Source organism: Amycolatopsis sp. NPDC041971 (genome assembly GCF_055588925.1).
The window spans coordinates 254,004-278,318 of sequence record NZ_JBVJCE010000012.1; the positions used below are offsets into that span (position 1 = coordinate 254,004).

General features: G+C 68.6%; 26 protein-coding genes and 1 riboswitch. Of the genes, 15 read left to right on the plus strand and 11 right to left on the minus strand.

Annotated features, from left to right (window positions below; all coding sequences use genetic code 11):
• Positions 1–139 precede the first annotated feature (139 nt).
• Entirely contained in the window at positions 140–856 is a 717-nt protein-coding gene (locus ACZ6DT_RS24235; protein WP_465599106.1) for a hypothetical protein, read from the minus strand.
• An 878-nt stretch (positions 857–1,734) separates the two neighbouring features.
• On the opposite strand from ACZ6DT_RS24235, the gene ACZ6DT_RS24240 reads away from it, so the two are divergent.
• Positions 1,735–2,205 (plus strand): hypothetical protein, encoded by a 471-nt coding sequence (locus tag ACZ6DT_RS24240; protein ID WP_465599108.1) that lies wholly within the window; start codon positions 1,735–1,737, stop codon positions 2,203–2,205.
• A 193-nt stretch (positions 2,206–2,398) separates the two neighbouring features.
• Here the strand turns inward: ACZ6DT_RS24240 and ACZ6DT_RS24245 are convergent, their stop codons facing one another.
• The 3 genes from ACZ6DT_RS24245 to ACZ6DT_RS24255 form a co-directional block, all read right to left on the minus strand.
• A complete protein-coding gene (locus ACZ6DT_RS24245; protein ID WP_465599110.1) occupies positions 2,399–2,749 on the minus strand; it encodes a hypothetical protein in 351 nt (116 codons plus the stop codon).
• A gap of 316 nt (positions 2,750–3,065) precedes the next feature.
• Complete coding sequence (locus ACZ6DT_RS24250; protein WP_465599112.1) at positions 3,066–3,413, minus strand: hypothetical protein; 348 nt, start codon at positions 3,411–3,413, stop codon at positions 3,066–3,068.
• Positions 3,414–3,865: 452 nt separating this feature from the next.
• Positions 3,866–4,789, minus strand: coding sequence for a hypothetical protein (locus tag ACZ6DT_RS24255; protein WP_465599114.1), 924 nt, complete (start codon positions 4,787–4,789; stop codon positions 3,866–3,868).
• A gap of 246 nt (positions 4,790–5,035) precedes the next feature.
• Between ACZ6DT_RS24255 and ACZ6DT_RS24260 the strand changes: the two genes are divergently transcribed.
• The 4 genes from ACZ6DT_RS24260 to ACZ6DT_RS24275 all read left to right on the plus strand — a co-directional run bounded on the left by ACZ6DT_RS24260 (position 5,036) and on the right by ACZ6DT_RS24275 (position 7,989).
• Entirely contained in the window at positions 5,036–6,031 is a 996-nt protein-coding gene (locus ACZ6DT_RS24260) for a polysaccharide deacetylase family protein (protein ID WP_465599116.1), read from the plus strand.
• The gene (locus ACZ6DT_RS24265) at positions 6,021–6,965 is read left to right on the plus strand and encodes a DUF3152 domain-containing protein (protein ID WP_465599118.1); all 945 of its coding nucleotides are present in this window, start codon (positions 6,021–6,023) and stop codon (positions 6,963–6,965) included. The genes ACZ6DT_RS24260 and ACZ6DT_RS24265 overlap by 11 nt, the downstream gene beginning before the upstream one ends.
• A 166-nt stretch (positions 6,966–7,131) precedes the next feature.
• Entirely contained in the window at positions 7,132–7,542 is a 411-nt protein-coding gene (locus ACZ6DT_RS24270; protein ID WP_465599120.1) for a hypothetical protein, read from the plus strand.
• A 108-nt stretch (positions 7,543–7,650) separates the two neighbouring features.
• Positions 7,651–7,989 carry a hypothetical protein gene (locus ACZ6DT_RS24275; RefSeq protein WP_465599122.1) on the plus strand — a complete coding sequence of 113 codons (339 nt, stop codon included), beginning with the start codon at positions 7,651–7,653 and terminating at the stop codon, positions 7,987–7,989.
• A gap of 63 nt (positions 7,990–8,052) precedes the next feature.
• On the opposite strand, the gene ACZ6DT_RS24280 is transcribed toward ACZ6DT_RS24275, so the two are convergent.
• Entirely contained in the window at positions 8,053–9,753 is a 1,701-nt protein-coding gene (locus ACZ6DT_RS24280; RefSeq protein ID WP_465599178.1) for a RecQ family ATP-dependent DNA helicase, read from the minus strand.
• A gap of 124 nt (positions 9,754–9,877) precedes the next feature.
• Here ACZ6DT_RS24280 and ACZ6DT_RS24285 point away from each other — a divergent pair, with 124 nt between their 5' ends.
• From ACZ6DT_RS24285 to ligD, 4 genes are all read left to right on the plus strand, one after another.
• Complete coding sequence (locus ACZ6DT_RS24285; protein ID WP_465599124.1) at positions 9,878–10,087, plus strand: hypothetical protein; 210 nt, start codon at positions 9,878–9,880, stop codon at positions 10,085–10,087.
• Positions 10,088–10,169: 82 nt separating this feature from the next.
• Positions 10,170–11,366, plus strand: a complete 1,197-nt coding sequence (locus ACZ6DT_RS24290; RefSeq protein ID WP_465599126.1) for a cupin domain-containing protein — start codon at positions 10,170–10,172, stop codon at positions 11,364–11,366.
• Positions 11,363–12,241, plus strand: a complete 879-nt coding sequence (locus tag ACZ6DT_RS24295) for a sucrase ferredoxin (RefSeq protein ID WP_465599128.1) — start codon at positions 11,363–11,365, stop codon at positions 12,239–12,241. The genes ACZ6DT_RS24290 and ACZ6DT_RS24295 overlap by 4 nt, the downstream gene beginning before the upstream one ends.
• A 103-nt stretch (positions 12,242–12,344) precedes the next feature.
• Positions 12,345–14,381 carry a DNA ligase D gene (gene ligD, locus ACZ6DT_RS24300; RefSeq protein WP_465599129.1) on the plus strand — a complete coding sequence of 679 codons (2,037 nt, stop codon included), beginning with the start codon at positions 12,345–12,347 and terminating at the stop codon, positions 14,379–14,381.
• A gap of 17 nt (positions 14,382–14,398) precedes the next feature.
• Here ligD and ACZ6DT_RS24305 read toward each other — a convergent pair whose 3' ends face one another.
• Genes ACZ6DT_RS24305 through ACZ6DT_RS24320 form a run of 4 tightly spaced genes read right to left on the minus strand, consistent with a single transcriptional unit; the run spans position 14,399 to position 19,038 of the window.
• Positions 14,399–15,811, minus strand: coding sequence for an ABC transporter ATP-binding protein (locus ACZ6DT_RS24305; protein WP_465599131.1), 1,413 nt, complete (start codon positions 15,809–15,811; stop codon positions 14,399–14,401).
• A complete protein-coding gene (locus ACZ6DT_RS24310; protein WP_465599133.1) occupies positions 15,808–16,593 on the minus strand; it encodes an ABC transporter permease in 786 nt (261 codons plus the stop codon). The genes ACZ6DT_RS24305 and ACZ6DT_RS24310 overlap by 4 nt, the downstream gene beginning before the upstream one ends.
• The gene (locus tag ACZ6DT_RS24315) at positions 16,587–17,513 is read right to left on the minus strand and encodes an ABC transporter permease (RefSeq protein WP_465599135.1); all 927 of its coding nucleotides are present in this window, start codon (positions 17,511–17,513) and stop codon (positions 16,587–16,589) included. The genes ACZ6DT_RS24310 and ACZ6DT_RS24315 overlap by 7 nt, the downstream gene beginning before the upstream one ends.
• A gap of 16 nt (positions 17,514–17,529) precedes the next feature.
• The gene (locus tag ACZ6DT_RS24320; RefSeq protein ID WP_465599137.1) at positions 17,530–19,038 is read right to left on the minus strand and encodes an ABC transporter substrate-binding protein; all 1,509 of its coding nucleotides are present in this window, start codon (positions 19,036–19,038) and stop codon (positions 17,530–17,532) included.
• A gap of 79 nt (positions 19,039–19,117) precedes the next feature.
• Positions 19,118–19,265, minus strand: a riboswitch (cobalamin riboswitch).
• A 27-nt stretch (positions 19,266–19,292) separates the two neighbouring features.
• On the opposite strand from ACZ6DT_RS24320, the gene ACZ6DT_RS24325 reads away from it, so the two are divergent.
• Positions 19,293–20,036, plus strand: a complete 744-nt coding sequence (locus tag ACZ6DT_RS24325) for a class I SAM-dependent methyltransferase (protein ID WP_465599139.1) — start codon at positions 19,293–19,295, stop codon at positions 20,034–20,036.
• Here the strand turns inward: ACZ6DT_RS24325 and ACZ6DT_RS24330 are convergent.
• Positions 20,012–20,209, minus strand: a complete 198-nt coding sequence (locus ACZ6DT_RS24330) for a hypothetical protein (RefSeq protein ID WP_465599141.1) — start codon at positions 20,207–20,209, stop codon at positions 20,012–20,014. The two genes, ACZ6DT_RS24325 and ACZ6DT_RS24330, sit on opposite strands and share 25 nt — an antisense overlap.
• Before the next feature lie 146 nt (positions 20,210–20,355).
• On the opposite strand from ACZ6DT_RS24330, the gene ACZ6DT_RS24335 reads away from it, so the two are divergent.
• Positions 20,356–20,718, plus strand: a complete 363-nt coding sequence (locus ACZ6DT_RS24335) for a hypothetical protein (protein WP_465599143.1) — start codon at positions 20,356–20,358, stop codon at positions 20,716–20,718.
• Between the two features lie 62 nt (positions 20,719–20,780).
• Here ACZ6DT_RS24335 and ACZ6DT_RS24340 read toward each other — a convergent pair whose 3' ends face one another.
• Positions 20,781–20,966, minus strand: coding sequence for a hypothetical protein (locus ACZ6DT_RS24340; protein ID WP_465599145.1), 186 nt, complete (start codon positions 20,964–20,966; stop codon positions 20,781–20,783).
• A 121-nt stretch (positions 20,967–21,087) separates the two neighbouring features.
• Here ACZ6DT_RS24340 and ACZ6DT_RS24345 point away from each other — a divergent pair, with 121 nt between their 5' ends.
• From ACZ6DT_RS24345 to ACZ6DT_RS24360, 4 genes are all read left to right on the plus strand, one after another.
• A complete protein-coding gene (locus ACZ6DT_RS24345; protein WP_465599148.1) occupies positions 21,088–22,011 on the plus strand; it encodes a 1-phosphofructokinase family hexose kinase in 924 nt (307 codons plus the stop codon).
• Complete coding sequence (surE, locus tag ACZ6DT_RS24350) at positions 22,011–22,751, plus strand: 5'/3'-nucleotidase SurE (RefSeq protein WP_465599150.1); 741 nt, start codon at positions 22,011–22,013, stop codon at positions 22,749–22,751. The genes ACZ6DT_RS24345 and surE overlap by 1 nt, the downstream gene beginning before the upstream one ends.
• A gap of 8 nt (positions 22,752–22,759) precedes the next feature.
• Entirely contained in the window at positions 22,760–23,047 is a 288-nt protein-coding gene (locus ACZ6DT_RS24355; protein WP_465599152.1) for a hypothetical protein, read from the plus strand.
• A gap of 186 nt (positions 23,048–23,233) precedes the next feature.
• Positions 23,234–23,575 carry a hypothetical protein gene (locus tag ACZ6DT_RS24360; protein ID WP_465599154.1) on the plus strand — a complete coding sequence of 114 codons (342 nt, stop codon included), beginning with the start codon at positions 23,234–23,236 and terminating at the stop codon, positions 23,573–23,575.
• Positions 23,576–24,315 lie beyond the last annotated feature (740 nt).

Genomic DNA, 24,315 nt, shown 5'->3' on the forward strand with positions numbered 1-24,315 from the left:
AGGGGGGGGGGGGCTTGTGGCGGAGCTTGGCCGGGGAGAGGGGGGGGGGTGGGGGAAAGAGCAGGAAGGAAGAAGAGCACACCGAAAGCACACCCCCCGCGACGTGGGCCGGACCGCCACGGCGGTCCGGCCCACCGGTTCATCGGCGGTAGTGCGAGTGGTGCGAGGGGTGCCGGTGGTGTCCGGACCAGTCGGTCGCGTCGGCCACCGCGCTCACCTCGTGGGTGATCGCGCCGTCTTCGCCGGCGGCGGTGTACCACTTGTCGTAGCTCGCGTACTGCGGCACGGAGACGGCCTTCACACCTTCGGAGACCGCCCCGTCCGGCCCGGCGGACAGATCGCTGGCCTCGTACGCGGCGTGGTTGTTGCTCGCGTGGCTGACGACGTGCGACGACGTCGCGCCGTCCTCGTCCGCGGTCTGGGTGGACGCGGCGTAAGCGACGTGCGCGGGACGGGTTTCCCGGACCGGGCGGTTCTTCACAGGACGATGCTTCGTGGTCGACACCTCGTCGTGGGTGTGCGCGATCGGCCGTTTCCCGTGACTGTATGTCGGACGACCGGGCTTGTGGTAGACATCCCAGTCGTCGTCCGTGTCGATGTCGGATTCTTCGGTGTGCATCACCACGGCGCCCATCGGCCCGGCCAGCACGGCGTCCTCTTCGGACCAGTGGTTCCCGTGGTAATCGGTAACCGAAGCGCTGTCGATCGTCCCGGCGCCGTTGATACCGGCGTAGGTCACGGAAGACTCGGAGGTGCCGGGGCCGTGGTCCGTGCCGGCCGCCGCGACTCCGGTGAAGCCGAGGGAGAGGGGAACGACTGCCGCCGCCGCAAGCGCCCACCGGCGCAATTCAGTCATGATTATTGTGATCCTTTCGAGCTGGGATTACCTGACACGAACTGAGTCACTGGAATCGACTCGGGCAGAAAGCCTGCCCGCTCGACGACATTACCTGGATCCGCGTCGAGGAAAAGAGCAGCCGGGGCATCACACCCGTTCGGTACTACGAATGGCCGGGTTTTCCAGGTCGGCGCAACCCCATTGCGGTACAACGCATCGCGGGCAAAAGGGCTGATCGGAGAATGCGCGCGTGTCATGGCGCCAGGCAGGTGTGGAAGTCGATTGCACAGCCAGGCCGACGGGAATGTCGCGAACGGAAACGGCGATCGAAGGCCGATGTCGCGTGCGTTTCGGGAGGAATGTCCCTGCCCGACGCACGCCCCGGACGGGGCGTTCATCCCGCCGATGCCTCTGACAGGCGCTTTCGTGTCAGGTCGCAGCGCCGCGAGCCGGTTCGATCAGCCGGTTCAGGTTAGCGCCGTATTTCCGCGTAAGTAACCCACTCGGGCAGTGCCATTCTTAAGAGTGTCTTTCAGTGTCAGGTCAAAGCAGGATGGTTACCCGTGAGATTCGTTCTCAAACGATGTCGAAGAGGGAAATCCGGGGTCGCGCCTCCAGAATGTCGAAGGGTGCCTTGTGTCGGGAAAAGTGGGAACTTCCCCCTGAACGGTGACGACGGATGTACCAATCGGGTGGCCTGGACACGCTCCGTGTTCGCCGGTGCGTGACAGGCGTTCCATGTTCACGCGAAACTTCCGTTTGTTTCCACGGAGCCGGTGCGGCGTGCACGGTGTGGAATTGTGTTCCGTGCATGGGTGACGGCCTCCGGTGGCTATATCCGCGGTGTGAGTTCACCATTGGTCGAAGTCGGCAGCAGGAATCCAAAGGAGTGCTACATGAGAAGCCAACTGACGCGAGCATTGACGATTTTCGTCACCGCGGCATCGCTGACCCTGGCGGGTATCGGTGTGGCGGCGGCGGGCGGTCCCGGCGGTAGCGGCTCGTCCAGTACCACCAGCGCGGCGGCGGAGGTCCAGGCCAAGCGTGACGCGTTGGTTTCGCGTGTGGACAGCGGGGACATTTCGGGTACGCAGGCGACGCTCGGCGAACTCGCCCCGGTGCTCACCGACCTGGCGCAGGGCAAGCGGTACGTGATTCAAGCGCAGGCGAAGGAATCCGCTGCCACGGCTCGGCAGGACAACGTCGAAGCGCGGAAGGGCGTCGACGAGCTGGCCGCGCAGGGCGAGAACCGTGCCGGACTGCCGCCGGTGTCCGCACTGCTCAACGCGCTGGTCCAGCGGTTGCTGATCAGTTTGTCGTCGCTGGTGAACGACCTTCTCGGTGGGCTGACCGTGCCGGTCGGCTAAGGCCGGCCGGGCCCCGGACGGGCGCCCGGCGAAGGCCCGGCGCGGAATCTCCTTTCCGCGCCGGGCCTTCGTCGTCAGCGGTCCGTTCGCCCGAGCCGAGCCGAGGAACGCCGCCGGAAGATTCACGTTCTACCGCAAGGAAAAAGCCGCTGCGTGGAGGGACGTCCACGCAGCGGCTTTTCAGCGAGATCGTTCAGTTTCCCTGGACGGTCCCGCCGTCTACGATGCCACCGCCGGCGCAGTTGTCCGGGGTGGCGCCTTCGGCCTCGGTCTCGCCGGGGGACAGGACCGGAACGGCGATGCCTTCGGCGACGTCGCGGACCGGGACCTGGACCCCGAGAACGTTGACGTTGTTGTCGCACAAGGCGCCGATGACGTTGGCGTTGTGGACCACGTCCAGGTTCTGCACGTTGGCGAGCCCGATCTGATCGCTGTGGTCGACCGGCTGTCCCGCGACGGTGATGCCGGCCGCGCCGGCGGATCCGCCGGCGAGCGCCATTCCGGCGGCAAGAGCGGTGGCGACGAATCCGAGCTGCTTGATCACTGAAAGATCTCCTAGGAATACCGCACCGGACACTCCGGTGGACGAAAGTCGCGGGCGGGCGGCACATCGGCTCGCCCCGCCCGCCGCTGTCGGTTATGGTGCGTTCGCGCCAGGTGGGGCCGGTCCACTCCTGGGCAGGAAGACCCGGCCCCACCCGCGCCGGCGTCGCTACGCGTCGCTACGTGCCCGGAATACGGGTACGGAGTATGCAGCTCTCCCCGTGTTCCGGACACGCCTCACGACATCGACGCGAATCGCCGGACCCCACGCCTCGGTCGGCTTCCGCACACCCTTGCGGGCGACCTCGGCGGGAGAATCAGTTGTCCTGCGACGTGCCACCGTCGGTGATGCCACCGGCGGCGCAGTTGTACGGGGACTCCCCGCTGGCCTCGTGCGCACCCGGCGACAGGATCGGCACACCGATGCCGTTGAGCGAGTCGCGGATCGGCACCTGCACGCCGAGCACGTTCACGTTGTTGTCGCACGCGCCCACCACGGCGTTGACGTTGTGCAGGGCGTCGATGTTGTTCAGGTTGACCAGACCCAGCTGGCCGCTGTGGTCGTAGCCGTAGTGGTCGTCCGGAGTGTCGGCGGAGGCGACACCCCCGCCGATGAAGGCGCCGGCGGCCATGGCGGCCGCGACGAAGCCGATCTTCTTCAACATGTGTTCTCCTTGGATTGACGATTGCTTCGGACAGGACGGTGTCAAGGGTGTTTCCGTCCAGTGCCTGCGAAACGTACTGACGATCGCCCGTGATTTCCACGACAGGTCCACCATCGTGTGGGTACCGCGAACCGCTGACCGCGCATCGGGTGGCCCGATCGGGTTACGAGCAGCTCGTTGTCCGGCAACCTTTCGACGCTTGTCGCCCCGTGGCAACGCTTGTGTGGCAACAAAATCCGGGCACGCCAAGTAACCCTGCTCCGTCGTCGAAGAGCAGGGTTGCCGGGCGTGGATCAGTGCCGAAGCGTGGCGCCGCGAACAAGGAGAAGGACGGCCGAGGGGCGGGACGCGGCTCTTTTTCGAACCGACGGACATCATAGGGAAGCGATGAGTGGCGCGGAAACCCGGGTCCGGCAGCAGGTGTCGCCGGTACCGGAGGTTCCCGCGATCGGCTATTCGTAGAGAACGTAGGACGGTGTCGGCGTGAGCGCGAGAACTTCGGCGGGGGTCATCAGCGCGACTCCACGCCGTGTGTCCTCGTCGAAGAAGAGTTTGAACCCCGACCGTACGTGGGCAGGCTTGCTGGGCATGAGCGTCTGCCACGTCGACTTCTTCGCCGCGGCGGACCCGATGCCGTCCACCACCTTCACCGGCGAGACACCGGGGTGGGGGAGCAGGAGTGCTTCGTCGCGAACCACGGAGGAGGTCACCTGGTGATAGACCATGACCTTGGCGGGCAGGCGATGCGTCTGCGCGAGGTCGCCGAGATAGCGGGCCACCCCGTCCAGTTCGGCTCCGGTGGTGCGACCGAATTTCCTGCCGGGGACGGCGCCCGGTTCGACCGCCCATTCCGGGTCGAGCGCGACGCCGACATCGGGCTCCTTCAGCCAGCGTTCATAGGCTTGGACCTCGGGCAGGAAGTCCGCCCGGCCGGGTTGGATGTCCAGTAGGAGCAGGCCTTTGAGGGCTCGTGCCGCGTCGAGGTACTCCTGCACGGTCTTGTCGGAGCACCGGCTTCGGTACATACCGTCCGAGCCCGGCGACCGGTGTGTCGTGGTGGCGATCAGTTCGACGACCGGGGTGACCGGCCGTCCCGGCGGGAAGGTCTCGATCTGCTCGCGGAGCCGGCGGCTCGCGGCCGACAGGTCACCCGTCATCCGGCCGAGCGCTTTCGCGCCTGGCGCACCACAGAAGCCGATCAGCAGACTGTCGGCAAGGGGATCGGCAGGGGGCGTCACCACCGGCGGCTCCGCGGCCGCGGCGGGAGCGATCGCCGGTGCGACCGGCGACCCGCCCTGCTGGGTCGCGCCGCAAGCACTCGCAGCGAGGCCCGCGAGCCCTACGGTCAGAACGAGGCGGCGACTGAGATCGGGCATGCGGTCTCCTTGAGTGATGCGCACGTGGCAGACGACCACGCTTTCGTTGGCGGAGAGAATAATGGCCCGTTTTGATCTTCGATAAACCCGATTTCCGAGGATCACCGGATCGTGGTGGAGCAGACTCCGGCCTCGACGTCTCTAGCTGGGGAAACGTCCTTTTTCGGCTTGGGGCAATGAAAGTCGCACTCACCCGGCTCGGTGGTAGCCCGCGACCGCGTCCGGGACCGGCCGCACACTGCTCGCATGTCTCTTCTTCGCCGGCTCGGCGCGGGCTTCGCGATCCTCTTCGTGGGGGCTTGCGGGGCTCCCGCACCCGTGACCCCGGCACAACCAACACCGGGTCTGGCGCTCGCGGCGCCCGCCAGGGTCACCGCGGAGTTCGCGCGCCAGGCGGGCGCCGACGAACTGGGCCGTATCCCGATCCTGATGTACCACCGTGTCGTCGCGAAACCGAAATCGGCCTACGACCGCACCCCCGCCGAGTTCGCCGCGGAACTGGAACGCCTCGCCGCCGAGGACTACGTCCCCGTGACGACCGCGGACCTCGTGGAGGGGAAGCTCGATCTGCCCGCCGGCGCGCACCCGGTCGTACTGACCTTCGACGACGGCGACCCGAGCGTGCTCACCCTGACGCCCGAGGGAGAACCCGCCCCGGGAACCGCGATCCGGATTCTGCTGGACGTCGCGGCCGCACATCCCCGGTTCCGGCCGGTCGCGAGTCTGTACGTCAACGAGCGGCCCTTCGGTGGTGATGGACGTGCCCTGCGCTGGCTCGCCGACCACCACTTCGAGATCGGCAACCACACGGCCCAGCACACGAACCTGCGCCGGGCCACGGAATCGTCGGCGACGAAGGCCATCGCCGACGGGGACGCCTCGATCAGGCAGGCGGTCCCCGGCTACCGGGTCAGCACCCTCGCCTTGCCGTACGGAGCCCAGCCCCGGCGTGAAGAACTGGCGCTGCGGGGAGAGGGCTACTCCTACCGAGGCGCGCTGCTTGTGGGAGCCGGGCCGGCGCCTTCGCCTTGTTCTCCCGCCTTCGAACCGGCGTCGATTCCCCGGATCCGGTCACAGGGGGCCGGTCCGGAAGCGGAGTACGGCTCCGCCCACTGGCTGGACGAACTCGGTTCCCCGGCCGGCCGCCGGTACACTTCGGACGGTGACCCGTCGACGGTGTCGCATCCGCGTTCCGCGGGCGAACCCGCACCGACTTGCGCGAGCGTGAGCCTTGCCTACTGAACAGCGGCACGTACGCCGCGACGGCACTCTGGTGGACTGGCTCCCGCAGCCTCGTAAGCCTTTTCCGACGGCACGCAAACCTTCGCCGCCGCCGGAGCCCGCGTCGGTGAACGCGCCCCCGGATCGGACGTGGTGGCCGCTGATCGTCATCTTCGTCGCGCTGGTGCTTTCGATGGCGCTTTTCGTCGCGCCGTTCGCCATCGAGGTTCCCGAGGCGCCCGCCACCATTTCTCCCCGCCCCTCACCCACTTCTGAGGTGTCGGTGGCGCGGCCGGTCATCCACGCACCGGAGTCCGCGGCGCTCCCGGAAGGCGGTCCAGTCACTTCCTCCGGGATGGGAACGTGGCGAGTGGTGGCCGGTGCGGGAGCTCCCGCGGTCGGCACCGGCGCGCGGCTTTTGACCTACACCATCGAAATCGAGGACGGGGTCGAGTATCCGTCGTTCGCCGCGGAGGTCGAGACGATCCTGGCGGACCCGCGCGGCTGGATCGGACTCGGTGACGTGTCGTTCCGGCGGGTCGACGGCGCGGACGCCTCACCGGACTTCCGGATCAGTCTCACCAGTCCCGGCACGAGCCGTCGCCCGGACGTCTGCGGGTTCGCGATCCCCTACGACTCGTCGTGTCACCTGACCCGCGAGCACAGGATCGTCGTCAATCTCGCCCGCTGGGTGCGCGGCGCGCATTCGTACCAGGACGATCTGCCGGGCTACCACCGCTACGCGCTCAATCACGAGGTGGGCCACGCGCTCGGCCAGGGTCATGTGGGCTGCCCCGCCGACGGAGCGCCGGCTCCGGTGATGATGCAGCAGACCTTCGGCCTGTCCAACACCTACGTCGCGGAACTGAACCGCGCCGAATCGGGAGCGGCGGGGAAGGTCAGCCCGGACGGCGCGGTGTGCCGGCCCAACCCCTGGGTCACCGCCGTGCCGTGAAGGTCGCGGTCGCCGATGAGGGTGGCGCACCCGTTTTTCGTGGTCTCGATGCGTTGGTCGCCCTTGGGAACCAGAGGGGGTCGCCCATCGTCGGATACCCGTGGGTTGACCAGCCGGCGCGTTCCGTCGAAGCGACGTCTCGCGTCGTAGGAGAGAGGACGCGTCGATGCGCGAAAACTTCAGCAGAATCGGTTCGGCCAAGCGAGCGGTGGTCGTGATCGGAGCACTGGCCGTCACGAATTTCGCCTTGCCGGCCGTGGCGAGCGCCGCACCCGCCGCCAGGTGCTCGGCGTTCATGAACTCGGCGGTCAGTGGTGGTTACAAAGCCACACTCAGCTGCAACGGTATCGGGCTTTCCTTCGTCGACGGGCTCGGCACCACCCTCACCGACGCCGGGGAAGAGGCACGTGCGCTGGCACAGATCGCCCTCAACGGCGGCGACACCTGCAGCGCGTTCATGCATGCCACAGCTCCCGGCGGCTACAAGGTCACGCTCACTTGCGTCGACACAGGGCTGGTGTCCGGTTTCGGCACCACGTTGACCGACGCCTCGCGGGCCGCCCGCGCGTCCATTTGAGGTACCGGGCCCGATCGGCCTGGGCCGAAGGCACCGAGAAGATGATCGAACTCGTCATCTCTTGTGACGCCGCCGGTTTGCCCACCGTGTGACGGGGTAAGGGCAGGCATGACGCGGAACACGGCGAGAGCGGTTTGGCAGGTCCGGTTCGTCGAGCGATTCCGGTACCGGGTGGAGTACTGCTGCCGTGGTTCGGGCGCCGGGATGTTCGAGGTATTGCTGACACCGTGGTTGCGTGAGGCGGTGGACCTGCCGTCGGCGGCGGACGACGCAGTGGCGTTGTGCGCCGCCGGGTTGGTCCTCGACTCGCTGCTGCCGGCCGAGGTGCCGATACCGCGCGAGGTCGACCTCGAAACGCTGGCGGGCGCCGATCCTTTCTTCGTCACCGAACTACACCGGCGCTTGCGGTACGGGACCGATCGGGCGCTGGTTCCCGAATCGGCGTGAAGAGAGGCCTGGTGCTTTCGCATCAAGGGCGCCTTCTGAAACACGCCGAGCCGGCGGGCGATTTCACCGCTCGGCGGCGGACGGATTTCGCTCGGTCGTGGTTTCGTCGGAGGTGAGGAGGTCGTTTTCGTCGACGGCGGACAGGTCCAGGGTCTTGTAGCCGATTTCGTCGAACAGGATCGTGATGCGGTCCGGCTCCACCGACATCACGGCACCCCGCCCCAAATCGGCGTGGTGGACGATGCTGTTGACGATGTACTTGTCGTTTTCCACGCGTTTCTGCTCACCGGTGCCGAAGTCGCAGGTGTCGCAGTTACCGCAGGGCTCGACGAGCTGTTCCCCGAAATAGCCGAGCAGATACCTCCGACGGCATTCCATGGTCTCCGCGTAGCCGCGGATCATCTCGATCCGGGACCGGACCAGCCGCTGGTGCCGCTCGGCGGCCTCGACGGCTTGCCGGACAGCCTGATCCGGTGGGAGGTCGTGGTCGACGTACTCGATCCGCCCGTCACTGGTGGTGCCGACGGCTCCGGTCTCCTCGAGAAGATTGACCGCCTTGGTGCGCTGGGCCGCCGAAGCGTCCACTGTGTCCTTCAAATCGGCCGGCCGGACAGGTGAGCCTTTCTCGCCGAGGGTCTTCGCCACCTGGCCGAGAAGCTCTTCCGGGGCTTTGGCGGCGGTGAGGAACTTCTGGAGACCCAGGTCCTGAGGCCGGTAGAGCAGCGTGATCGTGGCGGGTTCGCCATCACGGCCGGCACGGCCGATCTGCTGGTAGTAGGTGTCGAGCGAATCGGGGACCGACGCGTGCAGGACGAACCGCACGTCGGGTTTGTCGATGCCCATGCCGAACGCCGAGGTGGCGACCACGACGTCCACCGCACCGTCGAGAAAGCGTTCGTGGACCTGTTCGCGACCATGGGTCTTCATCCCGGCGTGGTAAGCCGCCGCGCGCACACCCGCCCGCGCGAGCTCGTCGGCGAAATACTCGGCGTCCTTCCGGCTGGCGACGTACACCAGGCCGGTTCCGTGTTCGTTCGCCAGTGACCGGGCCAAGGCGATCAGCGTATGCCGTTTGTCTTCGTCGTCGCTGAACCGCTCCACCGACAGGTGCAGGTTGGGGCGGTCGAAACCGGCGATCACCGCACGATGGTCCCGCAGGCCGAGCCGTTCGACGATGTCTTCGCGCACCGGCAGCGCGGCGGTGGCGGTGAGGGCGAGCACCGGCGGATGCCCGAGCTGCTCGATCACCGGCGCGAGGCGAAGGTAATCGGGGCGGAATTCATGGCCCCAAGCCGAGACGCAGTGTGCCTCGTCGACGACGATCAGGGAGATCTCCAGCTTGGTCAGTGTGTCGAGAACGTCTTCTTTGGACAGTTGCTCCGGCGAGAGGAACAAATATCTCGCTTCGCCTTCCTCGACGGCCTTCCACGCGTTCTTCCGCTCACTCGCACGCTGGGAAGAATTCACCGCGACCGCGTCCGGAGCGTGGCTGTCCTCGATGCTCTCCCGCTGATCGTTCTGCAGGGCGATCAGCGGGGACACCACGAGCGTCACGCCGTCCAGCCGCATGGTGGGCACCTGGTAGATCGCGGACTTCCCCGCGCCGGTGGGGAGTACGACCAATACGTCGCGACCCGCCACGACGTGCTCCATCGCCTCGAGTTGCTCGCCGGTGAGTTTCGACCAGCCGAAGACCTCCGCGGCGATCCGCTGCAACTCTTCGCGTCTTTCCGTTACCTTCACCAGCCGGTGATACCCCGGCATCCGGTGCGGAAACGGCGGTGTCGGCGAACGCGGAACTCGCTCGTGTTCGTCGCGCAGGTGTGCGCCGTGCCGATCCGGGGTAGCCAGTCGGTGATCCATCCCGCCAAGGCGAAAGGGAACCGACGTGAGCCTGAACAATGACGACATCTCCACCACATCGGACAAGGAAGCCGAAGGTCCGGCCGACTCCGGCGCGAGCCAGGGCACACCGGGCCAGCACGATGGCGGAGCCGACGGCGGGGCCGAAGGCCCGGCTGACTCCGGTGCCGGCGAAGGCACCGCCGGCCAGCACGACGGCGGAGCCGACGGCGGCGCGGACAGTGGCGCCAGCTGATCCGAGCGAGCCGAAGACCGGTACCGGGCAAGGCGGCGAAAGCTTCCCGGTACCGGTCGCCGGCCGCGCTCCGGAAGGTGTCTTGGCCCGATTGGTCGGTTCCGACATCGAGGAATTCTCCGTCCGGCACTGGGGCCGCGAGCCGTTGTTGCGGCGGACGGGCGGCGAGTTCGGTGATCTGCTCGACCTCGACGGCGTCGACGAACTGCTGTCCCGCCGCGGGCTGCGCACGCCGTTCCTCCGGCTGGCCCGCGATGGGGCGGTGGTCGATTCCCGTTCGTTCACCGGTGGCGGCGGGGTCGGTGCCGAAATCGGCGACCAGGTCCGCGACGACCGGGTCGCCGCACTCTTCGCCGAAGGCAGCACCATCGTGCTCCAGGCCCTGCACCGCACCTGGCCGAGCATCATCGACTTCAGCACGCGCTTGACCGGCGAGCTGGGCCACCCCGCGCAGGTCAACGCCTACATCACCCCGCCGTCGTCGCAGGGCTTCTCGGCGCACTACGACGTGCACGATGTCTTCGTCCTTCAGCTGGCCGGTCGCAAGCGGTGGAAGGTGCACGCGCCGGTACACCCGTCGCCTTTGCGTGACCAGCCTTGGGACGAGCACGCCGGTGCCGTCGCCGCGCGCGTCCGTGAAGACGCTCCGGTCATCGACGAGGTCCTCGAGCCCGGTGACGTGATGTACCTGCCTCGCGGCTGGCTCCACTCGGCGACCGCGCTCGGTGATGTTTCCGCGCATTTGACCGTCGGCGTCCACGTGATCACCACCTTCGCCTTGGTGGAAGCGCTCACCTCACTGGCCGGTTCCGACGAACGGCTGCGCGCGTCCCTGCCGTTGGGTATCGACGTCGCGGATCCAGACCAGCTCGAAGGCCACCTCAAATCCGTCCGGGAGGACCTGATCGACGCTCTGCGGGCAGTGCCCGGCGAAGACGTCGCCCGGCACGTTCGAGACAGGGCATGGAAGGGAAATCGGCCGGAACCGCTGGCACCGGTCGCCGCCGCCAAGTTCGTGCTGAACCTCGGCGACGGGGACTCCGTACGGCGCCGCGACGGCCTGCGTTTCCGTATCGGGGACACAGCGGACGGTCAGGTCGTGCTCGAACTCCCGGATCGCCGCCTCTCGTTGCCGGTTTCCACGTCGACCGCCTTGGCGGCGTTGCTCGACGGGACAACGTGGCGGGTGGGGGAGATCCCGGGACTGGACCGGCCCGATCAGCTCGTGCTCGTGCGCCGCCTGCTCCGGGAAGGCGTGCTGATGGCCGCGACCGCATGACCGCGACCCCGGCGGGCCGTTGCGCGGATTTGGCCGAAGCCGCGGGTGATCCCGGTGAAGGCACGGCGCCACCCGCGGAGCACTGGCTACTGATCGAGCATCCGGGCCCGTGGGGACGGTTCGCGCTCAAGGAGTCCGGAATCGATCCGGTCGCGGTCGCTTCGCTGAGTTCCTGGGCGCGGCGGGTCAACGGCCGGATCGCCTTGATACGCCGGGTCGCCCGGCGCACCCCAACACGGGAACGGCGTTATCGCTGGTTCCGGATCGACGCGCGACCCGGCCACGAAGAGATCCGCGCCGGAGAATTCACGGACGCCGCCGAACTCTCCCTCGCCACCTCCGCGCGGGGGCGCGGGTGGCCGGAGCCGCTCGCGCTCGTGTGCGTTCATGGCAGGCACGACACGTGCTGTGCGGTGCGCGGTCGTTCGCTCGCGGCCGCGCTGGCCGCGGATTTCCCCGAGGTCACCTGGGAATGCAGTCACCTCGGCGGCTGCCGCTTCGCACCCTCGATGGTGCTGCTGCCGCACGGTTTCACTTTCGGCGGTCTGAGTCCTGGCGACGTTGGCGGCGTCGTCCACGAGTACCTGCGTGGCACGCTCGACACGAAGTACCTTCGCGGCCGGTCCTCGTTCGATCCGATAGTCCAGGCGGCTCACCATCACGCACGCGCCGCCACCGGCGCCACCGGGATCGACGACCTCCGGTTGATCGAGGACGCGCGCGACAGCGGTCCCGTCCGGCGGGTGGAGTTCGCCGGACCCGACTGCACGGTGTACCTGCGCGAACGGCACCTCCCGGCGAACCGCCGTCTCACGTGTGCTTCCGAACCCGTGAGCAGGATCAGGGTGTTCGAGCTGCTGGGATTGCGGTACTAAGCCGCCACCTGCACATATCCGGCGCTACTAGGCTGTTCGGGTTACCGTCGGTTCAGGCCGCCGGACGAGCGGGTGCCGGCCGGCCCGACGACGGGAGCTGGTGATGGCGCGGACGGCGGGCGGCCGTGGTGGCACCGAGGTCCCCGCCTGGGTGGAGCCGATGCTGGCCAAACCGGACGGCGGCCGGCTGCGGGAGGGCCCCGAGTGGGCCTACGAGTACAAACTCGACGGTTACCGGGCTTGCATGCGGATAGCGCCGGCCGGTACGACGGTGCTGACCAGCCGCAACGGTATCGACTTCACCGCCGAGTTCGCCGGTCTGAGCGGCGTCCTCGCCGAAGCCCTGGAAGGCCGGGCCGCGGTGCTGGACGGCGAGATCGTCGTCTACAACGAGGCCGGGGAGATCGATTTCGGGGCGTTGCAGGAACGCCGTGGCCGGTACCAGACCCACAGCACGAGCCGCCGCGGCCAGCGTTTCGACGATGTCCCGGTGCGGTATCTCGCCTTCGATCTGCTCCAGCTGGGTACCGAGAAGTTGCTGAACGAGCCCTATGACGAGCGCCGCCGGCTGCTGACCGGGCTGCCGATGCCCGATCCCTACCGGATCTCCACGGTGCGCGGCTTCACCTTCACCGACCTCGCCGCGGACCGCCGTACCCCGGGACAGCTGCTCGAGCACGTCGTCTCCAGCGGCCACGAAGGACTGGTCGCGAAGCACCGCACTTCGGCCTACAACCCCGGCCGCCGCAGCGACGCCTGGCTCAAACATCCGCTCACCCGGAACACCGAGGTCGTCATCTGTGGTTACCGGCCCGGCCAGGGCCGTATCGCGGGGCGCATGGGCGGTCTCCTGCTCGGCGCCCACGACCCCGGCACCGGCGACCTTGTCTACATCGGTGACGTCGGGACGGGGTTCAGCGAAGCCGAACGCTCCCGGTTGCAAACCCGGTTGGAGGCACTGGCACGGCGGAGCCATCCGTTCGCCGTCACCCCGCCGCGCGAGGACACCGTGCGGGCGCACTGGGTGAACCCGGTACTGGTGGGCGAGGTCGAGTACCGGCATTTCACCCGCGGCGCGGGCCGCCTGCGCCACACCGCCTGGCGAGGTCTCCGGCAGGACAAGGAACCCGGCGAGGTCCTCAAGCCTCAGCCGCCCGGACCCCGCGGTGCTGATCCGGCACGGATCACCGGCGACGCGCCAGCCACGGGAAAACCGCCCGAGGCGTCCGTGCGGCTCGGCCCGAAGATCACGGTGCAGGCGGGAGAACGCCGACTCACGTTGTCGAACCTGGACAAGGCGCTGTACCCGGACGGGTTCACCAAGGGCGAGGTCATCAACTATTACTCCCGCGTCGCCCCGGTCCTGCTGCCACACCTGGCCGGGCGGCCGGTCACGTTCATCCGCTTTCCCGACGGCGTCGAAGGCGAGCAGTTCTTCGAGAAGAACGTCCCACACGGCGCCCCGGCCTGGCTCCCCACCGCGCGGGTGGCCCGCTCCGGTTCCCGCGGCACCGGTGAAGCGATCACGTACGCGCTCCTCGACGAACTCGGCGCCTTGGTGTGGGCGGCCAACCTGGCCGCCCTCGAACTCCACATTCCACAATGGACCGTCGACGCCGACGGGGTTCGCCGCCCGCCGGACCGGCTGGTGTTCGACCTCGACCCGGGACCGGGCACCTCGATCGTGCACTGTTGCCGCGTCGCGGAACGGCTTCACGAATCCCTGACCGACGACGGGCTGACGCCGTTCGCCAAGACGTCCGGGTCGAAGGGAATGCAGCTCTACTGCGCCATTTCCACCGATGACCCCGCCGCGCCCTCGGCCTACGCGAAGAAACTCGCGCAACGCCTGGCACGCGAGACCCCGGACGAGGTGACCGCGGTGATGGCCAAGGCCCAGCGGACCGGACGGGTGTTCATCGACTGGTCCCAGAACAATCCCGCGAAGACCACGGTCGCCCCGTACTCATTGCGCGGCCGCGACCATCCCACCGTCTCCACCCCGGTCACCTGGGACGAGGTCCGCTCCTGCCGTCGTCCGACGCGGCTGGTGTTCACCGCGGACGACGTCCTCGACCGTGTCGGCGAGCTGGGAGATCTGCTCGCCGACCTCGACACGACTCGAGCCGAACTTCCCTGACGTGGTGCCGGCCCGGGTCAAAAAGCTTGCTGTGAAAGCCGTCCGTCGGTGAGGGCGAGGGTGCGATCCACGAACGGGGCCAAGGTTTCGTCGTGGCTGATCATGAGCAGTGCGGTGCCGTGCCGGTTCGCCGCGGCGGTGAGGACGTCGAGCAGCCGGGTGCGGTTGGCCGCGTCGAGAGCCGATGTCACCTCGTCGCAGACGAGGATTCTCGGGTGGGCCATGAGCGCGCGGGCCACGGCGCAGCGTTGGAGCTGTCCGCCGGAGAGCAGGCCGGGACGGGGGTCGAGCGGGTCGAGCGGGTCGATGCCGAGGGAACGCAGGATCTCCGTCGCTTCGAGCCGGGCGTCCGCACGGCCGAGGCCGCGGAGGAGGCGGCCGGTGTCGGCCACTTGGTCGAGCACCCCGCGGAATTCGTCGAACGAGGCGCGGCTGTCCTGGTGGACGTATTGGACCGCACGCAGTTGCGTGCGATCGCGACGACGGGCGAGGTGGGGGAGACGGACGCCGTCGACTTCGATCGTGCCCGCGGCCGGTGGGGTCAAGCCCGCCAGTGCGCGGCCGAGCGTCGTTTTGCCCGCGCCCGAGGCACCGGTGAGCGTGGTGCGGCTGCCCGCCGCCAGCTCCAGGTCGACATCCTCGACGAGTGTCGTCCGCCCGGCGCGCACCGTGAGTCCGCGGACGACGAGCACCGGAGAGGCAGGCGACACGGTCGAAGAATCCTCGAAACGTCTGTGGCCGGGAACGGCGGGAGACGGCATCAACCGGTGGTCGCGGAGTTCGGCGACGTCGTCGGCGACGGCACGCGCCAGCGTGAGGTCATGGGTCAGGATCAGCAGCGCTGTCCCGGCACCGGAAAGCGCCGCGAGGCGGGTGGTGAGCACGGTCCTGTTCGCCGCGTCGAGACCGCTGGTCGGTTCGTCGAGAACGAGAACACGCGGCCGGGTCACGAGGGTGGTGGCGAGGGCCATGCGCTGCTGCTGGCCGCCGGACAGCTGGTGCGGGAACCGGCGCCACAGGTCCGGCTCGAGTCCCGCTTCCGCCAAGGCGGTGCGGGCGGCCGCCAGCCGTGCGGCACGGCCATGGTGGTGAAGCGCGGCGAGTTCGGCCAGCACCGGGCCACAGCGGCGGACCGGGTCCAGCACCGCCGACGGCTGCTGCGGCAGGTGGCCGACGACCCCGGCCCGCGCCCGTCGCAGTTCGGCCGCGGGGCTGTCCAGCAGCGGGGACCCCGCGAGGCGGACCGAACCGGACAGCTCGATCCCAGGACGGGCTCGTCCGGTCGCGGCGAGGCCCAGGGTGGTCTTTCCCGCGCCGGACGCGCCGAGCACGACGAGGACGCGGCCGGGTTCGAGGGCCAGTGAGACGTCCTCGAGCAGAACGGTTTTCCCGGCGCGGGCGGACAGTCCGGCGATCTCCAGTACGGTCACGGGAGCACCCTCCGGGCGGCGAGCAGCCGGTCGGTGACGAGGTTGGTGCCGACGCACAGGGCCATCAGCAGCGCGGCGGGCACCAGGACCACCGCGGGGGCGGTATAGAGGGCTTCGCTGTTGCGTTCGATGACCACGGCCCAGTCCGGGGAGTCGGCAGGCAGGCCGAGTCCGAGGAAGTTCGCCGATGCCAGCAGGTAGAGCACTACGCCGAGCCGGGTGCCGGCATCGGTCGCGACCGGACCGGTGACGTGCCGGGCGACGTACCCGAGCTGGATGCGCGACCACGATCGTCCTTGCAGGGTCAGGGCTTCCACGGCGGTTCGGCACCCTGGCGCCAGTGCCGCGGCCCGCACCACGCGGGTGATCGCCGGTAGCTGAAGGGCGGCGACGGCGGGGACGAGGACGCCGGGTCCGCGGTGTCCGGTCGCGGCGAGCACCATGAGGACCAGCAGCGAGGGGAAGGCCAGCACGAGGTCGAGTGAGCGCATCACGGTCTCGTCGGCCAGCCGACCGCGCCCGGCCGCGACGAGCCCGAGCGGCACCCCGATGAGGTAGGCGAGCAGGAGCGCGGTCACCGTCATGCCGATCACGGGAAGACCACCCGCGAGGATCACGGTGAGCGTGTCGCGGCCGAGGACGTCGGTGCCGAGCGGATGGGCGGCGTCCGGTGCCTGCCACGGTGCCCCGACCGACACCACGGGGCCCGCCATCACCGGCCCGGCCACCGCGAGCAGGAGCGGAACCGCGAGCAGCGGCCAGCCGAGGGCCCTGCTCACCACGTGACCAGCTCCCGGCGTGGGGTCAGCCGGTGCGCGACGAGATCGGCGACGAGGTTCCCGAGCACGACCACACCGGCGAACACCAGCACGTATCCCTGCACCTGCGGGATGTCCCGGTTCTGTACGGCTTCCACGAAACCCGTGCCGAGGCCGGTGATCGCGAACAGGGACTCGACGATCACCGCGCCGGTCAGCAGCCCTTCGACGGCGCGGGCGAGTTGCTGCACGGCGGGGGCCGCGGCGGCGGGCAGGAGATGCCGCAGCACCACGGTGCGTTCGGGCAGGCCGAGCAACCGCAGGTGCTCGGCCACCTGTCCCCGGGTCTGCTCGGCGATCCCGATCCGGAGTTGCCGGGCGACGTCGCACAGTTGCCTGCCGACGAGCACGATCACCGGCAGCACGAGCACCTCGGGACGCGCGGCGAGGTCGGTTCCGGCCGCGGTGGCCGGAAGCAATCCGGCGTAGACGGCGAATCCCGCGACCAGCAGCAGGCCGAGGACGAACTCGGGGATCGAATGCAGGAACAGTGTGACGGCGGTGAGTACCCGGTCGATCCGCGACCCTTCGCGCAGGCCGCAGGTCACCCCGATGCCCAGCGCGAGCGGTACGAGCACGAGCAGGGTCACTCCGGCGAGCACCGCGGTGGCGGTGAAGCGGCGGACGATCTCGTCGGTCACCGGCGCACCGGTCACGAGCGACCGGCCGAGATCGCCGGTGACCAGCCCCGAAACCCAGTTCCCGAACCGGTCGAGGAGCGGCTGGTCGAGGCCGAGCCGATGGCGTACGGTCGCCACCTGCTCGTCGGTCGCCTGTTCGCCGAGCACGACCGAGGCCGCGTCGCCGGGGAGCAACGCGGTCACGGCGAACGTCGCGACCAGCACGACCATCGCCTGCAGAGCGGCGAAGCCCAGCCGGCGCACGGTGTGCCCCGGCACGTCAGGACAGCCGGGCGCGGTCGAACCTCGCCCAGGCGAAGGTGTTCGGCGGCGCGGTCACCAAGCCGGAAACCCGCTTCGACGCCGCGATCGTCCAGGTGCTGAATCCCCAGGCGAGCAGGCCGCCGGAGTCGTGGACGATTCGCTGGGCGTCGCCGAACAGCGCCAGCCTGGCGGGTTCGTCCGCGGTGGCCGCGGCGCGGTCCATGAGGGCGTCGAATTCCGGTGAGGCGAATCCGTTGACGTTGTTGGAGCCGCCGGTGCGGAAGCGCTGGTTGAGGAACGTCGCCACCGGCAGGGTCGCCGTACGGGTGAGCGCGGCGACGCCCTTGGTCTTGATCTCGCCGAAGTAGGTGCTCGACGCGCGGGTGTTCGGCGTGACGGTGAGCCCGATCTCCTTAAGCTGCTGGGAAATCAGCGTGGCCGCCGTGGCGAAGCCCGGGTCGACGTCGCTGGTTTCGACGGCGAAGGCGAGCCCCTCGGCTCCTGCCTCCCGCACGAGCGACCGGGCGAGTTCCCCGTCGCGCCTACGTTGGGGGATGCCGGCGGCGTAACCGCGGAGTCCTTTGCCGAACAGGTCGTTGCCGATCTCGCCGCGTCCGGCCAAGGCGACGCGGTTCAGTGCCTCTCTGTCCACTCCGGACAGTACGGCGCGCAGCAACCTCGGGTCGGTGAACGGTGGCCGGGTCAGGCGCAGGATCAAGCCCTGCATCGTCGTTCCCTTGGCTTCGAGCAGCGAGACGCGCCCGTCGCCGGTCAGCCGGGCCGCGGTACCGGCCGCGAGATCGTGGGCGTAGTCGACCTGTCCGGACAGCAAGGCGTTGACGCGCGCGGTTTCGTCGTTGACCGGGACGAACTCCAGCTCGTCGATGCTCGGTGCGCCGTCCCAATAGGACTCGTGCTTACGGAACACCGCCGGGCCGCCGGGAGCGAACGAGACGAAGCGGAACGGGCCGGATCCGATCGGCGCCGTGAAATCCGTCGTCCCGGCTGGCACGATCTCCGCACCCGGCGCGCCCCACCCCGACGGGAATTCGAAGTCGGGAGCGGACAGCACCAGTTCGAGTTCGGAGGGCGACGTCGCCTTGCTGCGGGCGAAGTCCACCTTCGCGAAGTACTGCCGGGACGAGGAGGCCAGTGCGGGATCGGCGATCCGCCGGAAGCTGTAGAGCACGTCGTCCGCGGTGACCGGACGCCCGTCGTGGAAGGCCGCCTGCCGCAGCCTGATCCGCCAGCGCGTACCGGAGCCGTCACTTTCCCAGGTTTCGGCCAGCCGCGGACGCAACGAGGTGTCGGCGTCATAGGCGACCAGCGTGTCGAAGAGCGCCTTGGCCCGTGCCTGGTCGACGAAAAGGGAGACCTGTGACGGGTCGAGCGTCTCCTTCGACCCGCCCGCGGCGAACGCGACCCTCAGCCTGCCCGCGTCCGCCGGCGCGGTACCGCAGGCGGCCAAGGGCGTGAGCGCGGCCAACGCGAGCAGACGCCGACGGGTGAGCGGATGACGCGTCATAGGGACCTCCGGGACATCGAGCACTGTCCCGGGCGCGCGGCCGCACGTGAACGGGACCCCGCTCCGTACTCCACGACAGTTGGGGTGGCAGCACTCGGCGGGCAGTCCGGCTCACGGCACAGGCCGTTCACGGTTGCGGGTCAGCGCCGGATTCGCACCGGCTTCCCCCGACGGGCACCTTCTTACGTTGTGACGCACACGGTAGCCCATGGCCGAGTTGTGCTACACAGGATGAAGATCACGAGGGGAGCGCGGTGGACCAGGAGCTCGCGGCGAGCTGGGTGCGACGGTGGGACGTCCAGCAGGAACGCTACATCGCCGACCGCGAAGAACGTTTCGACGTCCTGATCGATGTCGTCGAGCACGTTTGCCACGACGTCGCCGAGCCGCTGGTACTCGACCTCGGCTGTGGCCCCGGCTCGCTGGCCACCAGGCTCGCCCGGCGGCTACCGCACGCCCGAGTCGTCGGCATCGACAACGATCCGTTCCTGCTCGCCCTCGCCGAGGCCACCCGGCCCGAGCACGCGGACATCGAGTACCTCCAGGCCGACCTCGCCGAGCGCGACTGGCTGAAGTGGCGGCCGATCGACGCCGCGGTCTCGACGACCGCGCTGCATTGGCTGCGGCCGGATCGGCTCGCCGGCCTCTACCGTGATCTCGCCGGCGCACTCCGGGCAGGGGGAGCCCTCGTCAACGGCGACCACTTCTACGACGCGCGACCCGGCATCCGCGACCTCACCGAAGCGGTCAAGAACCGGCGTGCCGCGCGGGCCGGAGTCGAGGCCAACGAAGACTGGAAAAGCTGGTGGGCGGCGGTCGCGGCCGATTCCGCGCTGGGAAAGCGATTCACGGCGGACGAGTTGCGGGGCGTCTCGACCGGTTACGGCAACCGGCTCAGCCCACAGGAGCACACCAGACTGCTCAGGGAGGCGGGCTTCGCGGAAGCGGCCCCGGTGTGGCAGTTCGGTGACGACTACGTCCTGGCGGCGCTGCGCTGACCGCTCCGGGAAGCCACCCGGTGGCGCCCGAGGCCGCAGGGGAACAGGAAAGCCAAAGAGGACCAGTTGGCCATCGCGAGCCCGTGGTTCGGCCCGGAGACGGCGAGAAGATGGCCGACCTTGTCGGTACCACCGAGGTTCTTGAGGTAGTGGCGGCAACTCAAGCCGACCATGCAGAACGGGGCGATAGCTAAGGTCCCGTACTTATTGCTTTCGGGCTGGTCAGTGCCGCCAATGGCATAGAAGCTGTACGGGACTGCCTGCCGAAGGGAAGACTGTGTCGAAGCGATTCCGGGAGCCTGTAACGTCCGCTCTCGAATTGCGTCTGATCCGGGACCGCATGGTGGCCGGCGTGGTGCGCCGGATGGCCACCATGCCGGACATCGCCCCGTACCTGCGAGGATCCTCTCGCCCGGTGGCGGACCGGCTCATCGGAGAGGTGCTGTCACGATGCCTCGACGCACTCATGCCGGGCAGCGGGCTCAGTGGGGGAAAGGACGCGCTGCGCGCACTCCCCGGCGAACCGGCCGCGGTCAGGGCCGTGGTCGCCCGAGTGCTGGGCAGGCTCGCCTGGGAGCAGCTTTCCGGGATCATCAAACCGCTCGACACCACTTCGCGAGCGGTGCGCGACGCGGCGGAGGTTCTGTTCGACTGTCTTGTCGACCTGTCGCGCCCCCACTGACGGCGAACCGGCTTCCGGACAAGGCTTTCGCAGCGGGTGGACGGCTCGATCGACTACCGGACTCAGCCCGACCAGCTGACCACCCCGACGTAGCCGAAGCCCTGGTGTCCGCAGCCGGTCCAGGTGACGAGGTGGCCTCGGCGCGTTCCGCTGGGCGAGCTGGGAGCCCGCCGTGTCGCACTCGGCGAGGTGGATCCGGTGACGGTCTGCTGGTAGTACGCCGTGGCGTCCCATAGTTTCTTCGACACCGGGTCAGCCAAGTACCTCGTCCGCCGCTCTGTGGGAAATTTCCGCATGACTCGAGCGGTTCTCCGGGCGGGGCCGCCTGGCGACGAAGAATGAAATCCGGCAAAACGGGTACAGGCCGGTATGACTGAGGGACGAGTGATGGTGTTCGCGCCGTCTCCGCAACTGACGGTGACGGTGGAAGAGCTGGATGGGGCGCCCGACGTCCACGTGCACGCGGGCGGGCAGGGGGTGTGGCAGTCGCGGATGATCGACGCCCTCGGCGCGCGGGTGGTGTTGTGCTGCGCGCTCGGCGGGGAGACCGGAGGGGTGCTGCGGCATCTGATCGGTGTCGATGCCGAGGTCCGCGAAGTCGCGGCACGCAACGGCGCCTACGTGCACGATCGGCGTGACGGCAGTCGGGACGAGATGGTGCGGATGCCCGCGGACGCGTTGACCCGCCACGAACTCGACGACCTGTACGAGATGGCTCTTGTCCAGGGTCTGCGCGCGGACGTGGCCATCCTGAGCGGGCCGGACGAGGATGACGTACCGGTGCCGCACTCGATGTACGAGCGGCTCGCCCGAGATCTGGGCACGCAGGGCACGCCGGTCGTGGTGGACCTGTCCGGGGAACGGCTCACTCGAGCGCTCGCGGGCGATCCGGCGGTGATCAAGGTCAGCCATGAGGAAATGGTCGAGGACGGGCTGGCCAAGTCGGACTCGCTTCCCGATCTCGCGGACGGTTGCCGTGAGCTGGCGTCGGGCAGCGCCCGCGCGGTCGTCGTGTCCCGCGCGGCCGAGGAGACGCTCGCCTACCTCGAGGGACGGCTGGTTCTGGTGGAGTCGCCCGACCTGACCCCGGTCGACACCCGCGGCGGCGGGGACTCGATGACCGCGGGGCTCGCGGTCGGCTTGGCGCAAGGCCGGTCACTGGAGGACGCGGTGAAGCTCGGGGCGGCGGCCGGCGCGATCAATGTGACACGACACGGTCTCGGTTCGGGTAGCGACGACGCCGTGCGGGAACTCACCGGACGAGTACGGCTGAAACCGTGGGAGGCCTCCTGATGCGTGCCCTGATCACCAATGACGACGGTATCGATTCCCCGGGTCTGGCGGCGCTGGCCCGGGGCGCCGCGGACCACGGCTGGACCGTGGTGGTCGCCGCGCCCGCCGCGGAGGCCAGCGGAACCAGCGCGGGCCTGACCGGTGCCGGGGAAAAGGGACGGGTCGCGGTCGAACGGCGGGAACTGCCCGGCCTCCCCGAGGTCCCGGCGTTCGCCGTCGCCGCGCATCCCGGGCTGATCGCCTTGGCCGCCGCGCAGGGAACATTCGGCGAGCCACCGGAGATCGTGCTGTCCGGGGTGAACCACGGGGCGAACGTCGGACGCGCCGTCCTGCACTCCGGCACGGTCGGCGCCGCGCTGACCGCCTCGATCAACGGCGCCAGGGCCCTCGCGGTGTCTCTCGACGTGGGCTTGACTCCCGGCCCGCGAACCCACTGGGACACCGCCGTCGGTGTCGCCGCGACCTTGTTCGACAGGCTCACGGAACTGCCCGCCGGCACGGTACTGAACCTCAACGTGCCCGACCGTGCCGAGGCGGGTCCGCCGAAACGCGCCCGGCTGGCCGAATTCGGCGCGGTGCGCAGTCACGTCCAGAACGGCGAGGACGGCGCGTTCACCCTCACCGCCGTCACGGACGAAGGCGAGTTGTCGCAGGGCAGCGACGCCCGTCTGCTGAGTGAAGGCCACGCGACGGTGACCGCGCTGAACTCGGTCACCGAAGACTTCGATCTGGACTGGTGATCACCCGCATGCCTTCCGACGACCGGGAAAACGTCATGTCCGCCGCGGCGCTCGCCGAGTTGAATCCGGAGCAGCGAAAGGCGCGACTGGGCCAGGCGCTGCTGCCTCGTGTGCAGAAACACCAGCCCATCCTCGCGGTACACGTCACGAAAACCCTCCTGGAACTGGACGACGACGAGGTGCTCGCCTTGCTCGAGAACGACTCGCGCCTCGAACGGAAGATCGACGAAGCGACGACCGAACTCGCGCGACCGGACGATCGGCGCGACAGCGCCGGGCCTTCGTCGGCGCACTGACCATCGTCAGGCGGAGTAACACGTCGGTGGGGACTGCCAGGGTGCCAGGCCGACCCGGCACGTTCGGCAACGCGTGGGCCCCGGCGTTTCGACCGACGAACACGCTGGGTCCTACCGGCAACCCGAACGACCGGCTGTGAACGTCGGTCCGGTTTGAGGGGCGACGGGATCGGGAAGTAAGGGGGTATGTCGAGTCCAGTCGATGAACAGGCCGCCCGGTCGGAGCCGCAACACCGGCGCAAGCGCTGGATAGCGGAACACGGTGGAGTGTTAGCCGTTGTCTCGGCCGTATTCTTCGGTGCGGCGGGTGCGTGGTTCGGCTCTGGCCAAGACGCCGATGCGAGCTGGTTGAACCCGGTGGTGACGGGCGTCATCGGCGTGGTGTTCGGCGCGTTCTTCGGCTACTTCCTGTCGGCGGAAGCCCGGGGTACGAAAGCGAACGGTAAGCATCGAGTGCTGATTATCGTCGGGATGGTGTTCTGCATCGCGGTAGTGCTGGGTATGCGGTACCTGAACGACTGGACGTGACCTGGAGGCAAATCCGCCCCTCGGCGCCCGCAGAAGGCGTCCGCGCGCGTGTGTTGGCACGAACAGCAGAGTGCACTCTGGGCCGTGGCAGCGACTTCGTTGATGATGGCGACTGCCGCCTGCTCCGGTGTTTCTCCGGCCACCGCCGCGTCGAACAGCGCGTACAGGTAATCGCACTCGTTGAACCGGTGCGGCCTGGACCGGGGTGATGGAACAGCCCATCAGTTCGCAGTCCGTCCAGGACAGTGGGGTGCCGCGACGGTCTCGTGGACTTCCTCAGTCGCAGAGCCGCTGATCGGTGGCTTGATGATTCGAACTGGACTTCAGATGGGGCGGGTGACAGGATGTCTATAGTGTCCACAAAGGACACTATCCGATCGCTGGGTGTTCATTCGATGCGCTCAGGTAAGTTTCCCGACTGGGCTCGTGGGCGAAAAAGAGGGCTAGAATCCAATCCCGTTAGCTTGAGTGGATCAACCGGTTGAACTGCGCTTTTTCGTTGGTGACGACAGCTTGCGCACCTCAGTTCATTGTGTCCATTATGGACTGTTGCTGGTGTGGCGCCAGGGGTATGCGGGGGTCGGCACAGCGGGTCGTGAGTGCCGATTCGGGTTCTATCGAGGGGTGAGGCACAGGTGGCAGGTCGCGAAAGCCACAGTGATGATGTGTGTGGACGGAGACTTGGCGGGGTCTGGCTCGGAAAGCCACTGACGCCCTGGTTGGGGTTGTCTTGCGAAAGA